This is a genomic window from Treponema sp. JC4 (assembly GCF_000260795.1).
Lineage (GTDB): Bacteria > Spirochaetota > Spirochaetia > Treponematales > Treponemataceae > Treponema_D.
In genome coordinates, this window is record NZ_AJGU01000027.1 from 13,089 (window position 1) to 32,070 (window position 18,982).

At 41.0% G+C, this 18,982-nt stretch carries 12 protein-coding genes; 5 read left to right on the top strand and 7 right to left on the bottom strand.

Translation table 11 applies throughout. From position 1 onward, the window contains the following. Nucleotides 1–143 precede the first annotated feature (143 nt). Nucleotides 144–554 (top strand): hypothetical protein, encoded by a 411-nt coding sequence (locus MSI_RS10035; protein ID WP_009106484.1) that lies wholly within the window; start codon nt 144–146, stop codon nt 552–554. 78 nt (nt 555–632) lie between these two features. Continuing rightward, nucleotides 633–1,619 carry a bifunctional oligoribonuclease/PAP phosphatase NrnA gene (locus MSI_RS10040; protein WP_009106487.1) on the top strand — a complete coding sequence of 329 codons (987 nt, stop codon included), beginning with the start codon at nt 633–635 and terminating at the stop codon, nt 1,617–1,619. 272 nt (nt 1,620–1,891) lie between these two features. On the opposite strand, the gene MSI_RS10045 is transcribed toward MSI_RS10040, so the two are convergent. From MSI_RS10045 to lnt, 5 genes are all read right to left on the bottom strand, one after another. Continuing rightward, nucleotides 1,892–2,668, bottom strand: coding sequence for a radical SAM protein (locus tag MSI_RS10045; RefSeq protein ID WP_009106489.1), 777 nt, complete (start codon nt 2,666–2,668; stop codon nt 1,892–1,894). A 9-nt stretch (nt 2,669–2,677) separates the two neighbouring features. Continuing rightward, on the bottom strand, nt 2,678–3,214 hold the full coding sequence (locus tag MSI_RS10050) for a glutaredoxin domain-containing protein (RefSeq protein ID WP_009106492.1): 537 nt from the start codon (nt 3,212–3,214) through the stop codon (nt 2,678–2,680). A gap of 19 nt (nt 3,215–3,233) precedes the next feature. Continuing rightward, on the bottom strand, nt 3,234–5,342 hold the full coding sequence (locus MSI_RS10055; protein ID WP_009106494.1) for a ribonucleoside triphosphate reductase: 2,109 nt from the start codon (nt 5,340–5,342) through the stop codon (nt 3,234–3,236). Continuing rightward, nucleotides 5,335–5,817, bottom strand: a complete 483-nt coding sequence (gene nrdR, locus MSI_RS10060; RefSeq protein WP_009106497.1) for a transcriptional regulator NrdR — start codon at nt 5,815–5,817, stop codon at nt 5,335–5,337. The genes MSI_RS10055 and nrdR overlap by 8 nt, the downstream gene beginning before the upstream one ends. 179 nt (nt 5,818–5,996) lie before the next feature. After that, nucleotides 5,997–7,829, bottom strand: a complete 1,833-nt coding sequence (lnt, locus tag MSI_RS10065; protein ID WP_009106498.1) for an apolipoprotein N-acyltransferase — start codon at nt 7,827–7,829, stop codon at nt 5,997–5,999. 87 nt (nt 7,830–7,916) lie between these two features. On the opposite strand from lnt, the gene MSI_RS10070 reads away from it, so the two are divergent. The 3 genes from MSI_RS10070 to MSI_RS10080 are packed head-to-tail and all read left to right on the top strand — an operon-like array spanning nt 7,917 to nt 11,863. Next, nucleotides 7,917–9,098 (top strand): galactokinase family protein, encoded by a 1,182-nt coding sequence (locus tag MSI_RS10070; protein WP_009106500.1) that lies wholly within the window; start codon nt 7,917–7,919, stop codon nt 9,096–9,098. 21 nt (nt 9,099–9,119) lie between these two features. Further along, the gene (locus tag MSI_RS10075) at nt 9,120–9,803 is read left to right on the top strand and encodes a lipopolysaccharide assembly protein LapB (RefSeq protein ID WP_009106502.1); all 684 of its coding nucleotides are present in this window, start codon (nt 9,120–9,122) and stop codon (nt 9,801–9,803) included. Continuing rightward, nucleotides 9,803–11,863, top strand: a complete 2,061-nt coding sequence (locus tag MSI_RS10080) for a hypothetical protein (protein WP_009106503.1) — start codon at nt 9,803–9,805, stop codon at nt 11,861–11,863. The genes MSI_RS10075 and MSI_RS10080 overlap by 1 nt, the downstream gene beginning before the upstream one ends. 58 nt (nt 11,864–11,921) lie before the next feature. On the opposite strand, the gene dinB is transcribed toward MSI_RS10080, so the two are convergent. Further along, nucleotides 11,922–17,876, bottom strand: a complete 5,955-nt coding sequence (gene dinB, locus MSI_RS14325; RefSeq protein WP_009106505.1) for a DNA polymerase IV — start codon at nt 17,874–17,876, stop codon at nt 11,922–11,924. After that, a partial coding sequence (locus tag MSI_RS10090; RefSeq protein ID WP_237706503.1) for a hypothetical protein occupies nt 17,873–18,982 on the bottom strand: 1,110 nt, incomplete at its 5' end. The genes dinB and MSI_RS10090, both read right to left, overlap by 4 nt.

Here is an 18,982-nt window from a genome sequence, read left to right on the forward strand (position 1 = left end):
TAATTAAAAATGTTAATAAATTAATAGATAATTTGTAAAAATTAATTATTCTTGCCCAATCAAAAAATTATTCTTTTGTTGAATAAAAAATGTTGTTAAATAAAGATAATAAGAATATAATATCTGTATAACAGGAGATACTTATGAAAAAGCTTTTTGTTTTGATTGCACTTGCAGTTATGTTCATTCCTTCTCTTTCGGCTAAATCGAAGAAATCAGAAGTAACATATTATAGTGTGCCTGTCTTAAAGGTTTTGGATAGCCGTGACGCTTATGTTGTAATTTATCAGAAGAATAGAATTGGTACAGCTTCTGTTCTTCTTCCAAAAAAATGGTGCCTGCCTACAAAAGGTGAAGCTGTAAAACTCAGAGTAAGAGCAGTTAATACTCAGAACGAAGCTTACTTCAGTGTTTACAAACGTAACGGAGAATTCTATCGTGCTGTTTTGAATGTCCCAATGAAGAAAACAAATCCAATCTGGGGTATTGTTGATCAGAAAAACAGCCAGCTTGAAGGTGCTGACAAAGAGACTCTGGAAGAACTTGAATTGTAGTAATTTTGCAATTTATTTTGTAATATAAAAGAGGGCTGAAAAGTCCTCTTTTTATTTTTTAAAGGTAAAGTTAAAGATATGAAACAGATTTTAGATTCAGATGTTGAGGCATTAAAAAAGTTTATAGAAGGCCATGATTTTTTCTTTGTTGTAGGACATAAAGAACCGGATGGAGACTGTATGTCGAGCTGTCTTGGGGCAGCCGCAATTCTTGACGGTTTTAATAAACGCTATCAGCTGCTTTCTGCAGGTCCTTTTAAGCGAAATGAAGTAAAGCGTTTTGAAGAAAAGTTTTCCAATACAATGGAATTCCTTGATGATAATGAGCGCAAGACTGCCGGAGTAATTATTGTTGACTGTTCCGAATTGAGCCGTCTTGGTGAAATTGACGGAGATTTTGAAGGACTTGATATTTTTGTAATAGATCATCATAAAACTTCCGGGCTTCCTGAGGGAGCTCTGGGCTTTATTGATTCTGATACTCCTGCCTGCGCTTATCTTGTACAGCAGTTTTACGAGCGTTTAATTGGACCAGTTCCTGAAGAACTTGCAAAGAATCTTTTCTTTGGTCTTTGTACGGATACAGGCTTTTTCCGCTTTGTAAGTAACAGCGGTGCCGAGGTTTTTGACGGGGCCAGCAGACTTGTAAAGGCAGGAGCTGATCCTAGAAGAACCTATAATCAGATTAATTCCGGAAAGCCTTATTCCACAAGAAAACTTCTTGGTACTCTTTTGATGAAGGCAGAGCGCTATCTTGAAGGAAAACTTGTAATTACTACAGAAAGCCTTGATGATACTAAAAAATACGGGCTTGAAGGCCGCGATTCAGATGCCCTATACCAGCTTTTTCTTGCAACTGAAGGTGTTCAGGCGGTAGTTTTTCTTCGTCAGGATACAGAAACTACCTGTACCGGCGGTTTCCGTTCCCTTGATGAAATTGATGTATCGCAGGTTGCAGCCAAATTCGGCGGCGGCGGTCACAAAAATGCCAGCGGCATGAGCTGTAACGGCAAAATTGAAACGCTTTTGCCGCAAATTGTAAAAGAATTTGCACGCATAATGTAATGCGATGGTCGTAATTGGGGTTACAACTTCCAGATGTCTTGAACCATCGCTTAACATGCGCTTCGCGCATGTTGTAGGATTGATTTTTACAAAAAAAATAGCTCCCGGTCGCAAAGTGTGGTTCAAAACCGATATGTTCGAAAAAGTAGAACTTTTTCGAACATTACTACACTCTGATTGTTGCAAAGAAACCATAGAATTGACCGCTCACGCGGTCACAACAATCAGAGTGTTTTTGCCCCACACTTTACTCCCTCGCGCTATTTTTTTTTCTACCTTAACATAGCACCTTTTACAAATGTTCGTGCGTATTCAATTAATTCTGCGGCTTCTGCGTCGCTGTAGGGCAGAATGTCGTTATAGGCGGTCTTAAGGCAGTTTTCGTTTCTGAACTGGGCGAACTGCCAGCTGGCGTCTTTGGGCAGAAGTTCTGCCATGTTTTTTATGTCAGCCTTTTGCACAAGAGGGGGCACTAAAACCGTTCTGTATTCGCGTTTATCAGCCGGATAAGCTGCTACAATTTCTGCACAGCGCTTTACTTTCTTTTCCCAGTATTCACTCTTTCCGGCAAAAGGCGATGAAGGATTACAGATTTCATTTGCGTAGCGGGCTGGACTTGTTTTAATATCCATTGCAATAAAATCCGGATGCAGTTCTTTGTCATTCAAAAGAGCTTCCAGCTCGTCCGGCAGAGTTCCGTTTGTATCAAGCTTTATCAGATAGCCCAGTTCCCGCGCTTTTTTTATGATAAGGGGAGTGTAGGGATTTAAAAGCGGCTCTCCGCCTGAAATTACAAGCCCCTGTAAGATTCCCTGACGTTTTTCTAAGTGGGCAAAAAGTTCTTCTATTGTCGAAAGAGTTGAAGAATTCTGTGATGAGCCAGCAGCTGAAATATTTTCAAAGCCTATTACCAGTTCCCGGTTATAGCAGTAGGGGCAGCGGAGATTACATCCTTTTAGAAAAAAAGAACCTGCCAGATGTCCTGGAAAATCCACACAGGTGGTTTTTACCAGAATCCCGGCAGGTCTGTCTAGCGGCAGGTCAGCCATTGAATTTCCTTAGGCAGAAACTGCAACCTTCTGGAACACAACTTCGAGTTCTTCTACGTTGTGACAGCGGGCTGTTTCAACACCTGCGGCATTATAGAAAATTACTGTAGGTGAAGCAAAAATTCCTTTTTTTGCAGCCTCAGAAAGTCCTTCTTTTGTATCAACGTCAATATTGCGGCCTGGCATATCCAAATCGTTCATAAAAGCTTTTACAGGAGGGCAGTTAGGACAAGTTTTTCGTGTGTAAAGCTCATATGTAACGCTTGTAAGGTCAGAATTTTCAGCTTTTGCAATTTTAGCAGCAGCTTTAGGCTCTTCTTTTATAGCTTTTACTTCAGTTTTTGTCTGACCAAGCTTGCTGTCTTCAAGGGTGAAAACTTTACGGATACCGAATTCATCGCGTTTTCCGTTGTTCCAGTGTTTTACGGCGCGGTAGTAGCCTACGATGCGGGCGTAAACTTCTGTTTCTGTTCCGTGAACATTCTCTAATGCAGCCTTTGTTTCTGCAATTTCCTGTTCAATCTGAGCAAGTGTCCTCTTTTCCATTTTTATTCCTCCCATTTTGTTATGCATTTGCCAATATTTTTTCTTTTTCAGCTTCAAGAACCTTAAGCTTTTCGCGAAGTTCCTTTTCTTTTTCTTCCTTACACTTTGGACATTCAAACTGCTGGCCTACAAGATAGCCGTGAACCGGGCAGATTGAATAAGTTGGTGAAATTGTAAAGAAAGGAATTCTGTACTTGTGAGAAATTGCCTTTACAAGTTCTGCACAAGCCTTCCAGTCTTTAATTGCTTCTCCCATGTAAACATGGAACATTGTACCGCCTGTGTACTTTGTCTGAAGCGATTCCTGATGATCAAGGGCTTCAAATACATCTGCTGTATAGTCAACAGGAAGCTGAGAAGAGTTTGTATAGAATGGAGCGTCCTTTCCGCTGGTAATGATGTCAGGGAACTGTTCCTTATCGTGTTTTGCAAGACGGTAAGAAGTTGATTCAGCAGGAGTTGCTTCAAGGTTGAAGAGGTCTCCTGTTTCTTCCTGATAATCCTGCATGCGTTCTCGCATATGAGTCAGAACTTTTTCTGCAAAGGCTTTTCCTGCAGGCTCTGAAATATCAACTCCAAGGAAGTTGAGGCAGCATTCGTTCATACCGCAAAGTCCGATTGTGTTGAAGTGGTTGTTAAGAGTTTTAAGATAGCGTTTTGTATAAGGAAAAAGTCCGCCGTCATAAAGCTTCTGGATAACCTTTCTCTTAATGCAGAGGCTTTCTTTTGCAAGATCCATAAGGTAATCAAGGCGTTTGAAGAATTCTTCTTCTGTGTTTGCAAGATAGGCAATCTGAGGAAGGTTGATTGTTACAACGCCGATAGAACCTGTAAATTCATCTGCACCAAAAAGTCCTCCACCACGGCGGCGGAGTTCACGTTTATCAAGCTGGAGACGGCAGCACATAGAGCGCACGTCGCTTGGATTCAAGTCTGAGTTTACAAAGTTCTGGAAGTTTGGAGTTCCGTACTGGGCTGTCATTGTGAATAAAAGTTTTGCGTTTTCACTTGTCCAGTCAAAATCCTTTGTGATGTTGTAGGTTGGGATAGGGTAGGCAAATCCGCGGCCTTCAGCGTCACCTTCAATCATAAGTTCAATGAATACCTTGTTGATAAGGTCCATTTCCTTCTGGCAGTCGCCGTAAGTAAAATCCTGTTCCTTTCCGCCAACGATAGCCTTTTTGTTCTTAAGGTCATCTGGACATACCCAGTCAAGAGTAATATTTGTAAATGGAGCCTGAGAACCCCAGCGGCTTGGAGTATTTACGCCGTAAATATAGCTCTGGATGCACTGGCGAACCTGCTTTTCTGTAAGTTTGTCTGTGCGTACAAAAGGAGCAAGGTATGTATCGAATGAAGAGAAAGCCTGAGCTCCTGCCCATTCGTTCTGCATGATTCCAAGGAAGTTTACAATCTGGTTTACAAGAGTAGAAAGGTGAGTTGCAGGAGTTGATGTAATTTTATCTGGAACTCCTCCAAGACCTTCTGCAATCAGCTGACGGAGAGACCAGCCTGCACAGTAACCAGAGAACATTGAAAGGTCATGAATGTGGAAGGCTGCAGTTTTATGAGCCTCTGCAATTTCCTTTGAGTAAATATTGTTAAGCCAGTAATTGGCTGTGATTGTACCTGAGTTATGAAGAATAAGTCCGCCCAGAGAAAAGTTTACGTTGGCATTTTCGTTTACGCGCCAGTCGCTCTGAGCAAGGTAGCCGTCCATTGTTTTGTTGATGTCCAGCATGAGTTTTTTTGTATCACGCATAACTTCATGTCGTGCGCGGTAAAGAATGTAGGCTTTTGCAACGTCTACTTCTTTATTTTCGATAAGAACGCTTTCTACAATATCCTGAATTTCTTCGATTGCAGGAATTGAGTGAGCGCGGTTTCCTGCCATCTGAAGACGGATTTTTTCTTCTACGGCATTAGTTAATTCAAAAGCGCGGTCAGGATCTTTTCTGCCTTCTACCGCTTCAATAGCCTTGTCGATAGCTGTTTCAATTTTTTTACGGTCGTATTTAGCGATTTCTCCGCTTCTCTTTACAACCTGCTTGATAACGCCCTGAGTTTCTTCATCAGAGCTGGATCCCAAAAAACTTCTCCATTCCGGAAAAATTGACTGGTCACTCATTTTGCCCTCCCTTTGACTTTTTCTTTATTTTTTTTACTTCATTCATAAATTCTTCAAGGTTTTCAAAATGGCGGTAAACCGAAGCAAAACGAATGTAGGCAACCTTGTCTATGTCATAAAGCTTTTCCAATACTAATTCGCCCAAAGCTGATGTAGAAATTTCGCGGGCTTCCTTTCCCTGTTTGATTGCAAGGTCTTCTATATCATTGCAGATCTGTTCAACCATTGCTGTTGAAACAGGACGTTTTTCAAGTGCGCGGATAATTCCTTTTTCAAGTTTTTCACGGTCAAAAGGCTGACGTCGCTGCCCGTCGCGTTTAACAACCATAAATGGTTTTTCGTCAATGCGTTCGTAACTTGTAAAACGGTAACCGCAGGCAAGACATTCGCGACGGCGGCGGATGCTTTCTCCGTTTACCATTGTTCGAGATTCCAGAACTTTATCGTCTAATTTTCCGCAATATGGACAGCGCATTACTTTTCTCTTTATGGTGGAAATTCATAGTGTACTTCCCACCACAATTTGAATGATATAACACTAAATATGTTGCGACAATAGAATTTGAGTGAATTCAGATGAATTTTTTTAAACTATTTTTCTTGACAAAAAAAAATTTTATGCTTTGATAAAAAATCTTGTTATGAAGTATTGACTTATTTTTTGCCTTTTGAATTTTTCTTTTTTTTCGATTTTTTAGCTTTGCGATGCTTTTTTATTTTTCGGGCAGAAGGGATATAATCGGTCTCTTCAAAAGAAAAATATTCAATAAGACAGTAGATAGCAAAGAGAAAAAGTATGATAAGGGGAAGCCAGTTGCCAAGTCTTTCGTAGACAGTGATTTCCCTCTGGTAAACAGGAACCTCATAGGCCAGGGCGTATTCTTCAAAAAGCGGAGAGTCTGCAAGAACTTTTCCGGTCGGGGAAATTACACAGGAATAGCCGGCATTAGAAGAGCGGATCATAGGGGTGCGGTATTCAATTGAGGCAAAAGAGGCAATTACAAAATGCTGGGTTTCGCTTGATTTTTTTAGCGACCAGGAATCGTCTGTGATATTTACAAAAAGCTCTGCTCCGTATCGGCTCATTTTTCCCATAAGGTCGGGGAAGGCATCGTCAAAGCAGATTGGAGTTGAAATTCTTACAGTCGGAGCCTTTTCTTCTTCAGAGTGCTGTTTAGACCAGCTTGTGGAAAGGTCAACGTACTTATAAGGCGGTAAATGGCGGTTTGGATTCCATTTTGCAGGAATGTCAAAAAGAACGATCTGGTCTCCAGGTGTCCAGCCTGCAGAAATCTTCAGATTTTTCTTAAGAAAATTTCTTACCGCCTCTGATTCACGTCCGGGCAGGGCTTCTGCAAAGGGTACAAGATGATTTTTTCCGTAGTGGCCCCGAAGTTTACTTTCCTTATCAAATACAAGGGCTGCATTGTTTATTTCCGCCTTATCAGCATTCTTTATAAAGCGTCCGCCAAGAAGAAAAGGGATTTTTGTTTCCTTAATGAAGTCTGTAAGCGGTTTTTCGCCCGGGAAAATGCTGTAATGACTTTCGCTGTTGGGAAAAGGCCGCCTGAGACAGCCTTCGCTCCATACGATTAAATCTGCCTTTTTGTTTTCACTCTTGAGTTCTTCTATTTTTTTCTGAGTAAGGCGCTGGGAACGCAGGATTGAATCGTGGTCAGATTTTTCTTTCCAGGGGTCTGAGTTCTGCTGAATCATTACCGCTGTAAGGTACTTTTGAGGTACTCTAATCTTTAAAATCTGGTACGTGCCATATAAAAGTGATAAAAGTGTTAAGGCTGCCAGGAGCTGTTCTGATTGCAGGACCATGCGGAAGTTAGAGCTGCCAGGTGCTGACAGAGTTTTCCGGCCTGGATGGCACGCTTTTGTGGCAGGGGAAGCATAAATCCTTTCTTCAAGAAGGGCATTAAAAAGAGCTGTTAAAAAAGTTATTCCGTAAGTGCCGGTAATTGAGGCTATCTGGGTAAAAAGAGACCAGCGGTAGAGGGCTGAAGGAATTGTTCCCCAGGGATAGCCCAGAAAACCTGTGGATTTTACCCATTCGTAAAGAGTGTAAAGGGCTGAAAAATAAAGAACCTTGAAGTCCTGGCTGCGGAAAAAGTTATTTTCAAGGGAAAAATCCAGTAGAGGATTTTGTTTTTGGGAGGAATTCCAGGGCATGAAAAGAAAAAGCCCGAAAATACCTCCGATTACGCCTGTTCCAAAGGCTGAAGCTCCCAGAGTGAAGGCTGCAAAATCCATAAAATTGGAAAGCCAGAAGCTTGAAAGAAGGTGGGTAAGGCAGGTCTGGGTAAAACCGCATAAAAAGGCCTGTCTGTAAGTCTTACAGTTTTTTATTGCGTGATAAAAGGGTGCGAGGGCCAGGAGTGCGGCGAAGGGAAATCCAAAAAGAAAGTATTCGTTTGGAATGGCGGCGGAAAGCAGCAGGGCCGAAAATGCAGAATAAAAAACTTGTAAAATCGCACTCATTACTATATTATTATCTACATATATTCAAAAAAAATTAAGCACTTAAATTAAAAAAAAGTGGCTGACAGGGATGAGGGGGTCAGGTTTTTGAAAGCACTTAATGATACCCACGAGCAGGAGTACAATAAATTACCGGAGGTTGTGGCAAAAGCGCCTGGAAGATTCCATCTGATTGGCGAGCACTCCTGGTTTTTTAAAGATAAAACACTTTCAATGGCAATAAATCTTCCGGTTTATGTTGCCGTTTCTAAAAGAGAAGATTCATCACTACATTTTTATTTTCATCAGCTGAATGACAGAAAAAAAAGTTCTTCGACAGCTGTAAAACTGAAAAAAGAAGATAAATGGGCAAACGCTGTAAAGGCTGTTGTCTATGGTTTTACTTCTGGCGGTTACAGTCTTGGAGGTTTTGACCTTACAATCTACAGTCAGATACTTCCGTCTGCTGGATTTGGTATTACGACGGCTGTAAAGGTTGCGGCAGCCCTGGCAATAAAAGAACTTTTTGGCTTCAAATGCGATAACAATGTTCTTCTTCAGGTGCTTGAGCGTGCCAACAAACTCTTCTTACAGACTGCCAACCACATTGCCGATAACTATGCGGCCCTTTTTTCTAAAAAAGATACACTTTTAATCACCGACCATTTTAAGAATTCCTGGGACTATGCTAATTTTGACTTCCCGGACAAGAAAATCCTTCTTGTAGATACAAAAGTTCCCCGCTGGACTGTCTGGAATGAAGAATCAATTTATGAGCCTCAGTATGCTCTTTTGCTTGGTGATTTGCGCGAGAAAAAGCCTAACGTATATGGCGGCTGGCAGTATATTTCTGACATCACTGATATTAATGAAATTCTTGATGTGGTTAGTGAAGATATTCACAGAAAGCTTTATACTATGCTTCGCGAACATAATGACGTGCTTGAAGCCCGCGAAGGTCTTATTAAATCTGATTTCTTTAAGTTTGCCCGTGCGGTAAATGACAGTTATGTTACTATGCGCGATTTGTATGATATTTCCTGTCCTGAAATTGACTGGATTTTGAAGCGTGTAAGTGAATTAGAGCCAAATCTTGAGCAGGTTCGTAATCCTGTTACCTGCGGACGTATTACAGGTAAGGGCTTTGGCCGCTGTCTTTATGCAATTGTACGTAACAGCGATGTTGATACCTTTAAGGCAAAAATTGCAGAATTTGAAAAGATATTCGGCTTCCATCCGGATGTGTACGAGGTTCTACCTTCTGATGGTGCTTCTTTAGTACGTGACTAGCATTTTTTTTGGGAGGAAAAAATGGCTGACAATATTTTAAAAGAAGGCATTAAGCTTTATAATGAGGGCTCATATTCTGATGCCCTGGCGTTTTTTCTTTCTCTTCCTTCTGATGCTGCTGTAGATAAAATGGAAGTTGCCTATTTTTTAGGCCTCTGCTACACAAAGCTTCAGAATTATGATGAAGCCCTTTTGTTTTTAGAGCAGGTGGTAACTTCAGGTGGTCAGCTTGACCGGGTACTTCAGTGCCGTTTCCTTCTTGCCGTGATTTATGCCCTTTCAGGCCGTAAGCGTCTTGCAGATTTTGAGCTTGGAAAGCTTCTGGAAACCGGTTATAAGCCTGCTTCTGTTTATGCGGCAATTGCTTTTGTTGCATGGGAACAGCAGGACACAGAAAAATGCCTTTCTTACTACGAAAAGTCTCTGGAAAATGACCCGGATAATGTTACTTCGCTGAACGGACTTGGCTATGTGCTTGCCTGTACGGAAAAGGATTTAACCAGGGCTTTGAGTCTTTGTAAGCAGGCGGTAAAAAGCGCTCCAAAGTCGGCTGCCTGCCTTGATTCTTTGGGATATGTTTATTACAAGCTTGGCCTTTATGAGGATGCAAAAAATTATCTTAGTCAGGCAGAAAAAATTGACGGAGATAACGAAGAAATTGCAAAGCACATGAAGGATTTAGTGCTTGCGGGACGTAAATACTGATGAAAAAAAGTTTATTTTCTCTTTGTTTTTTAATCTGTACTTCTCTTTTTGCCCAGAATATTACCTCTGATGCGGGAATGACTGTTCCTGAAGACAGAATCCGTACAAGTTCGGAAGGCTTTGCTTCTGAGGAATTCCGCCGCGGAGTTCAGGCTTACTATAAAGGATCATTTAACGAGGCTATTGTTCTTTTTGAAAAGGCTCTTTCTTTTATGCCAAACGACAGCCTGATTCTGGATTGGCTGGGAAAATCCTATTATAAAACCGGTCTTGAAGGTTCGGCCCTTTCTTACTGGCAGTCGGCACAGGATAACGGATATGGCGGAATCTTACTGGCAAATAAAATTGAAGTTGTACGTGAACGCCGGGTAACTGGTGATACAAATGAAAATCTTATGCGTCTTTCTGAGGCTGGAAGCTATCCGGGGGAATTTAACGGCAATATGATTTATTCAGGTCCTGTTTCTGTTCTTCCAAACTATGACGGAACCTTCTGGATTGCTGCTTACAATACAAATAATCTTCTGCTTTTAAATCAGAATGGAAGTGTAATTGACAGAATTACGGGGCCTATAAACGGTTTTGACCGCCCCAGTGATATTATCCGCATGAATGACGGCAATATTCTTGTTAGTGAAAGCGCCGGAAACAGGATTTCGCTTTTGAATCAGAATGGACGCTTTATAAAATACATAGGGCAGAAGGGGCGTGAGCTTGGAGGGCTTGTAGGACCTCAGTATCTTTCGCTTGATCAGCTTTCCCGCATTTATGTTACTGACTTTGGTAACCGCCGTGTTGATGTTTTTGACCGGGAAGGAAATGCCCTTTACTACTTTGGAACAAAATCATCTTATTTTGAAGGACTGAAGGGACCTACCGGTATTTGCGTGCTGGAAGATTCAGTTTACGTTGCAGATTCTATCAGCGGTGCTATTTATGAATTTGACCGGGCAGGAAACTATATCCGCGAACTGGTTGAAAAAAAGACTTTTAAAAAGCCTGAGGCTATAAGAGTCTGGAATAATATGCTTGTAATCTGCGACCAGAATAAGGTTATCGCGGTAAATCCGCAGACCGGAGCGCTTTTTGAATACGTAAAGACGGGAAATGCGCCGTCGCGGGTTACGACTGCTTCTCCTGACGTAAACGAAAACCTTGTTGTTTCAGATTATACTGCAAATGAAGTTTATGTAATGTCAAAACTTTCTGAGCTTGTTGGCGGTCTTTTTGTTCAGATAGAACAGATTGATGCTTCAAAATTCCCGGAAGTTACCCTTGAAGTAAGGGTTGAAAACCGCCACCGTCAGCCGGTTGTTGGCTTGATGGAACAGAACTTCTATATTTCTGAAAACAAGCAGCCGGTTCAGAACATGAAGTTTTTAGGTGCTGCTTCAAATAATACCGAGGCAGACATTACTCTGGTAATTGAACGTTCTGTGGAAAGCCTTCGTCACAAAAGTGAGATTGAAATGGCTGTCCGTGAAATTGCAGAAAGTATGAAAGAGCAGGGAGTACTTCGTATTGTAAGTGCCGGAAAAATTCCTGTAACTGAATATGTTGGAAGTCCTTTCGGGGCTAGAAATTTCAGTCTTGATGCCCTTAAAAATCCTGTATCTGATACTGTCGCCCTTGACCTTGCTCTGCGTCTTTCCAGCAATGATTTGATTAATGCTGCTAAAAAACGCGCTGTCATCTTTATTTCCGGCGGCTCTGAAAATGCCCTTAATTTTGATTCTTATAATCTTTCTGAACTTACTGCCTATATGTGCAATAATTCAATCCTCTTTTCTGTGATTCAGGTTACCCAGGGGGCTGCAAATCCTCAGGTAAGCTATATCTGTGAAAATACAAAGGGTGAAATGTACTATGTTTACCGGGAAGAAGGATTGGGAAACGTTGTAAAGGAAATTATAGAAGCTCCTCAGGGAATCTATCAGCTCAATTATGTTTCCATGCAGATGTCTAATCTTGGTGAAAAATATCTGAAGGCTGAAATTGAAGTTTATCTTTTGAACAGAAGCGGCCGCGACGAAACCGGTTATTTTGCACCGCTGCAGTAAGGTAGGGGCAGTGATGGGGGGGGAGACTTCACCTGTAGGAATTTCCTTTCCCCGACCGCTAGAACTCGGCCTTTCCTCCAAGACTGAATTTGATTGCAAGGGTATTTGGAAGATTACTGTAATAATTAAAATCAATTCCCATTCCTGTACTCATCGTAAAGTATTTTAAGAATTTTGCTTCTACAAGATGAGATAGGGCGTAGGCCTGTTTTTTTACTTTTCCTGCTCTTGAGATTTCAAAATTTACTGTTTCTTTTCTTGTAATTCCAAATTCTGTTTCTGCTACTCTTTTGGAAATGAGTTTTGCAATTTCTACAATCGGCGTTGTTTTTCCCTGGTGCTGCCAGATAAGGGTTGCCTTTGCGCTGTAATCAAGGTTTGTTTCAATTGACGTGTCCAGCGCGGTTTTAAGGGTGTTTTTATTGTCGATGTAAAAGAGCAGCTGGGCATACCAGGCGGCAAGATAAGTTGTGTTTTCCGGGGCAGAGGCCGGAATTTTTACAATTCCTGTAAGGCTTGAAATTACTTCGTCCTGATTATACCAGAGGAAAATCGGATGAAAGCTTTCGCGGCCGAAGTTGTTTATTGAATTGCTTGTAAGTGTCAGCCGGTACTGGTAAACATCGCTTCTTTTTGAAGATTCTGTAAGGTCTCGGCTTACGGCAAAAGCTGCAGAAGATGGAATTATAAGGTCTTTTGGAGTATTAAAGAGGCGGCGGCTCCAGAAGCCTTCATATTTTGTTGAATAGGATAGTTTTTGGGTAGATAAATCCATTTCTTTTTGAATAGAAGAAGCTAAATCCTGCTGGAATAAATCATAAAAAGGAAGACTTTTATAAAGATAAGCTCTTTTATTCTGCCGTGAAAAAAGTTTTTTTGTGTCATCAAAGTAAGTACCGTTGATATCTGAATCATTTTCTGTACCTGAGGCGGCTTTTGAAAGGGTCAGCTTAAAATTGTTAGAAGAAAGCTGGAAGGGGAGTTCAAGTTTAAAAGCTTCAGCGTCTGAAAAAGTGCTTTCGTTTGATGTAGAAGAAGTTCCCTGAATTTCATAGGTCAGCAGAGGCTTTAGGTTTGCTGCAGTAAGGGAAAGTCCTGCGCTGGAAGAATATTTTTCTGATTTGTAAATTGCATATTCTTCGCCTGTAGAAAATTCAAATGCAGAAATTTCCCGCCAGCCTTCAAAATAATTATTTGTGTTAAAGGTTTTTGAGGCTGATTTTTTTGTGTTTATTTTCTGAGTGAATTCTGCTTTTTCCGTAAAGCCTAAAATCCATGGCTTAAAGTCTAATGAGAGGGCAGAATTCTGACTTTGCGTTGACCAGGAATTCTGGGCTTTTGCCTCTGCGCTGATTTTCAGGGGCAGCTTTAATTGGGAAAAATCAAGGGCAAGGGAATTCTGCTTTTTTAAGTTTTTGTCATCGTGATTAAAACGGTAGCTTTCTTCAAAAGCAAGCACTTTTTGACTTTCGCCGTCAGTTTTTATTGAATGGCCTGCATTCTTAAAGAGGGTGTAGTCTGTGGCATTTGAAGAGGTCGAAATTGTTGCGTCGGCAGAGAGGGTTACTCCCGTAATTGTTACGCTTCCTTCTGCGGTAGAAGTCATGGCTCCCTGTTTTTCTGTATCTTTTGGCTTATTTACGATAGCCTGACTTCCGGTTTGGCTTGAATCCAGAGTGAAGGTGGCATCCTTTATGATTGAAAGCTGCTTTTCTCCGTCTTTATTGTAAGAGTTTAAGATTTCGCCTTCTTTTTTTAATTCAACTTTTGTGTGATGATGGGCGGTAAGGCTTAACGCTGCATCTGAATAATAGAGGTTATCTATGTAAAAGCTACCTTCTGTAATCAATTTGCCCTCGCTGCTGGTGTCGAAGACAACTTTTAAGCGGGAAGGAATGATTTTTGAATTGATTACAAGCGGCTCGTAATCGTTTGTATTTAGTATGTTTCCGTTGATTCGGACTTCGCGGTTTGTAAGGTTTATGGAAAGCCTGTTCCAGCTTAAATCCTGTGAAATATAGGGAGCAAGATTATGCAATACAAGCTTTACAGCTTTTGAATCTGAACTTGAAGAATTTTCAAGAAGAAAGGTCAAAGCCTTCTCTGAAGGGGTGTACGAGGAAGATGGAGCTGCAGATTTTAAATTATCCGGCATTCTATAGGCAAAATCAAAATTAATCTGTCCATAGTTTGAAAAATCTGCGGCTTCAAAATAGGTAAGGGCTGTGATTTTTGTTTCGTCTGGATTTGTAAAGGACTCGGCTTCTGCAAGGTATTTCCAGTTGATAATTGAAGTGTAATTTTCTTTTTTTGCAAGCTGGTCGGCAGATGGGGAGGTTATTTTTTCGCTTGTAGTATTTACATAGATATCTGATGAGTGCTGAGTGTATATGCTTTGTAGAAAGGGCCTGTAAGTGCCAAAATAGATTTTACCATTTTTATCATTTGGACTTGCAGACGCAGACTGAACTACTATGAGGCGGGCATCGTGATTTGAGGAAAGTTTTGCCCGGTCTTCATCATAAAGCCTTATGCGGATATATTGCGGACTTCTGGAAGCAAGGTTCAGGCTTTTGATGGTTTTTGCATCATCATTTCCTGTAAGCTTCCAGGTGGAAATGCTTTCGCTGTCTTCGCCTGAGTATTCGCTTTCGGCTTTTACTCCAAGCTGAAGATAAACTTCGTAGCTTCCTGCACTTTCAGGTGTGAAATCCGGTGTCAGTTTGATTTCAAGCTCGTTTGCTGAAACTAAAACAGAAGAAAGTTTTACATCAACCGCTGCCCAGGCTCCGCTTGCGATGGAAGAAAAATCCCAGGCAAGGGGAATCTTATAGCCCTTTGAATCACTTTCGCCGCCGTGCTTGAGGATTGTTCCGTTATTAATCTGATATAGAGTTTCAGGAACTGCCGGTGCTTCTTCCCAGTTCAAAATAGGCTCTGCCTTTGTCGTATAGCCTGCATTGCTGGAAAGATAATAATATTCCGGTACGTAATTCTTTTGTTCGCTTACTAAAAGGGAGCCTGCCGCATTCTGGGTATTCAGAGAGCCTGCAAGTTCTTCTGTCAGGCTCAGGTTTTCTCCCTTGTATTGCAGCCCGGTGGAAAGGGCTGCAAAACCCTTTTTAAGATTGTCCTGAACAGAATATTTTTCCTGAATGCTTAAGGGCCAGCTTGCAGTAAGAGCAGCATCTGCCCGGACTTTTTCTGAAAAATTGTAGACAAAGCCTGCCCCTGAAGAAATTGAGCCGCTTCCATAGTTACTGCTGTCTTCCTGCCAGATAATATAGATTTTATCGGTGTTTCCAACGCTGCCGGAAAGTTCAACCCTTCCTGTGTCTGAATTATATTTTGCACCGCTATCAAGAATTCCGTTTTTGAAGACCTGGACACTTCCTCCTGCCGCCGCGGTTCCAATTAAAAATTCAGAAACCGGCGAGTAACTTCGAACAAGAATTACTATATCGTTTCCACTTTTCAGGTTCAGATAACTTTCCGGATTATCTTTTGCAAAGGGAAAACGGTTTTCTGCAAGCTGAAGAGAAGTGCCGGTCGCAGACGCGGCAGTAACCCTTGCAAACTTATGATTTACGGCAAAAAAATCATCTTTTACGGCAGAAAAAGTTTCGGTTATTTCTTCAATACTGTATTCTTTGACTTCTTTTTCGCTGTTTTTGTAAATTACAGAAATATCAGCTTCCTTTGTAATTCCAAGGTCGTAATAGTTTGCACAGAGGTAAGGGGTAAGTTTTACCGGATGCTGAATTACCAGGGCAGGGCTTCCGTCGATTTGGCTTTTTAATTGATTTATACCAGAAAGAAGGTATTTTGACATATCATAGCCATCAAAAAGACTTTCAATGTCTGAAACAAAGCCACCACTTTCATTGATAATTTGATCTGCTTCTCCTGAATTAAAGGTCACAAGAATTTCAGGCACTTTTCCGTTTATCCGTCCTGTATTTGCACTGGAAGAAAAAACAAGCTGACTTTGTGATTCAATAATAAGATAATCCGCTGTTGAAAGCTTTTTATACTTCTTTTTATTTTTATCTGTGTAAGTTCCTGAATCTGACTGAACGTAGATATCTTTTATGTTCGGAAGAAGGGACTTTACAGTCTCTGGAAAAACAAAACGGCTTCCCCTCATAAAATCTGAAGGAAGAAGTTCCTGGTCTGTTACGCTGTTCATTCCGTAGAAGGTTGCAGTTTTTGTTTTTGTCATGTCGTAGCGGAGGATAAAATCTGCTGCCCAGCGGCCGTCCAGAAAATCTTCAAAGTGAAGGGAAAGTCCCGGCGCCTGATTGTCTCCGCCCTTCAGACCGTAACCGAAAGAGTCTGATGAATACTGGCTCTGCATAAAAATCTTACGGTTAGAAAGACGGGCTTCGCGAAGGTAGCCTTTTCCCTTATAGCTTACGGCGTAAGTATTTTTTTTGAACTCATCTGCAAAACTTGCCTCAAAATACCAGCTGTCATTCAGATTTACAAGGGCTGTAAGGTCAACCGCCTGCTTGAAAACCGGCATCCCTGGAGAAAAACTTTGAGAAGCTGAATCCTGACCTGCATCATCGGTACTTCCAAAGCTCCATAAGAGACTTCCTTCAAAAAGTCCCTGCCAGTAGCCTTTGAGGGAAAAATCTACATGAGTTTTATCGCTTAAATCCCAGGAATAAAGGGTATCAGGATTTTTATTAATTACTTCAGATGGAAATACATCCGGAAGAATTGTGCCGGCGCCGCCTTCCGTAACGGAAGTATGAGTTTGAGAAAAGATCTGCTGCCCCTTTCCGCAAGTCCACAAAAGAAGAGCAGATACAAGAACTTTTAGTGTTCTTGCCTTGTGAACCCGTATTTCAGGATGTCTTTGTTCAAGCTTAAGGATTGCTTTTTCTATTGCCTGCTTTTTTTTGCTGCCGTCATCAAAGAGAGACTGCTGCAGAGGTTTTTCCTCTTTTGTAACGTTTTCTACCCCGACTCCCAGAAGCCTGATTCCCTTATCTTCTGTGTATTTTTTTTCAAAAAGAGCTTTTACAACTTCAAATAATGAATCCAGGGTAAGGATATTTGTATCGCAGGTTTTCTGAACGGTTATAGTAGAGAAGTCGTTATAGCGGATTTTTACCATTACAGTGCGTGAATAAGATTCTTCCCGCAAAAGTCTGAATAAAACTTCATGAGAAAGCTCCATAAGGGCCGTTTCCGCGGCATAGCTGCTGTTTAAATCTACAGGGAAGGTTCGCTCCGCGCTTATAGAATGGCTTTTGCGCTCTTTCTTAAAAACGTCTGCGCCCCCTGCCGTCATAATATCCCACAAAAAGCCTGCAGTATTCTTTCCGAATTGAAACTCCAGCGTTTCGTAATCCCGTTCTAATATATCTGATGTTCTGTAGATTCCGCCCTTGTTCAGAATTTCAAGCGTTTTTTCGCCAATACCCCATACCTTGTTTAATGGCAGCCCTTTCATAAAGTTCTGCTCGCTTATCAGCCCTGGCTCAATGAAATAAAATCCGTCCGGTTTTTTATAGCCGGAAGCAATTTTTGCAAGATATTTAGTCCGGGCAAGACCAAGGCTTACTGTAAGCCCTGTTTCTGCCTTTACCTGCTCTTTTATTTTCTGCGCGGTTTCCCAGGGAGGACCGAAAAGTTTTTCAGTTCCAGTAAGGTCAATAAAGGCTTCATCAATGGACATCTGTTCAACATCCGGAGAATAGTCCTTAAAAATCTGCATTATCTGATAGGAAAGCTCTTCGTAGCGTTCCATACGGGGATGGACGAAAATTCCCTGGGGACAGAGCCTGAAGGCCTGAAAGCCCGGCATTGCGGAATGAACCCCGAATTTACGGGCTTCGTAGGAGGCTGTAGAAACTACACTTCTTTTTTCGTTGGGATTTCCGCCTACAATTACAGGTTTACCCCGATATTCGGGATGGTCTAGCTGTTCGACCGAAGCAAAAAAAGCGTCTAAATCAACATGTAAGAACCAGGTGCGGGCAGTTTCTTTATTTTCGCTCATTCTGCCTCACTTACTGCAAAAACCTTTTCCTGCAGGATATAGGTATTTTCTTCTTCTGAAGGGAAAATAGCCTTGATTTTTACAAAGGCAGGTTCTTCTGTAGTTCCATAAGAGAAGGTCATTTTTTGCGGCGGATTTTGAGGAATCAAAAAGTAGGAGGAAGTAGAATTTATTGCTTCAAAATCGTAATCAGAATATTTTAATGGCTGGGAAGTAGGGCTGAAAACCAGAAGGTCACATAATTCAGCTTCTTTTTTCAGCGAAATATCAATTGTCCTGATTATATCGTCAAAAACAACCTTGTCTTTGTGACGGAGCTCAATCAGCTCTTCATCAGAGGAAAGAAGAATAGGCTGAGGATTGTCTGATACACTTTTATTTCTCAGCGGAATACTGATAAGACAAATTTCTGTCTGGGTAAAAATAATAGAAACTGCGTAAACAATAACAAAAAGGGCAATTTTTTCTTTCTGTGGATGAGTTTCGCGGAATTTTATTACAATACGAAGGTACAAAAGCAAAATCGGTGTGATAATCATTGATATAGCAAAGTGATAAAGCCTTGTATTCAAAAGAAAGTCTAGAATCTGAGAAGAATCAAAACTTCCTAAGAAAGAAAATGTATATGGAAAGAGAAGCAGCAGAAGGATCAAGAAAAGATACATGTGTGAAAAAAACTTTCTGAAAAGAATTGTAAAAAAGGCCGCTGCAAAAATCAAAAGAAACATTGGAAAAAGCGAAATATCAAAAAAAGAAAAGACAGACTGATTTATAAAGGTTGAAATCAAGACAAGGAAATCCACCGAGCGGTCAGAAAAACTATGATTAAATATAGAAAGCAGATAATAAAAAAGTGAGCTGAAGGTAATTGCAAGGAAAATCTGCAGCCATAAAAGAAGAAAGATTTTCCCGAAGGGAGTCTGGGGTGAAAAGAGGTAATAAAGGACTTTTCCTGTCTGAAAGCCTGCCGCAGTCAGAATAAAGGTCAGTGGAGCTGCATACCAGATATAGCGGATTTTTTTCCAGGCTTCAAATTTAATGAAGGAATTTATGTAGCCGAAAAACAAAAATAAAAATACAGAAGGGTAAAAATTAATTATAAAAAG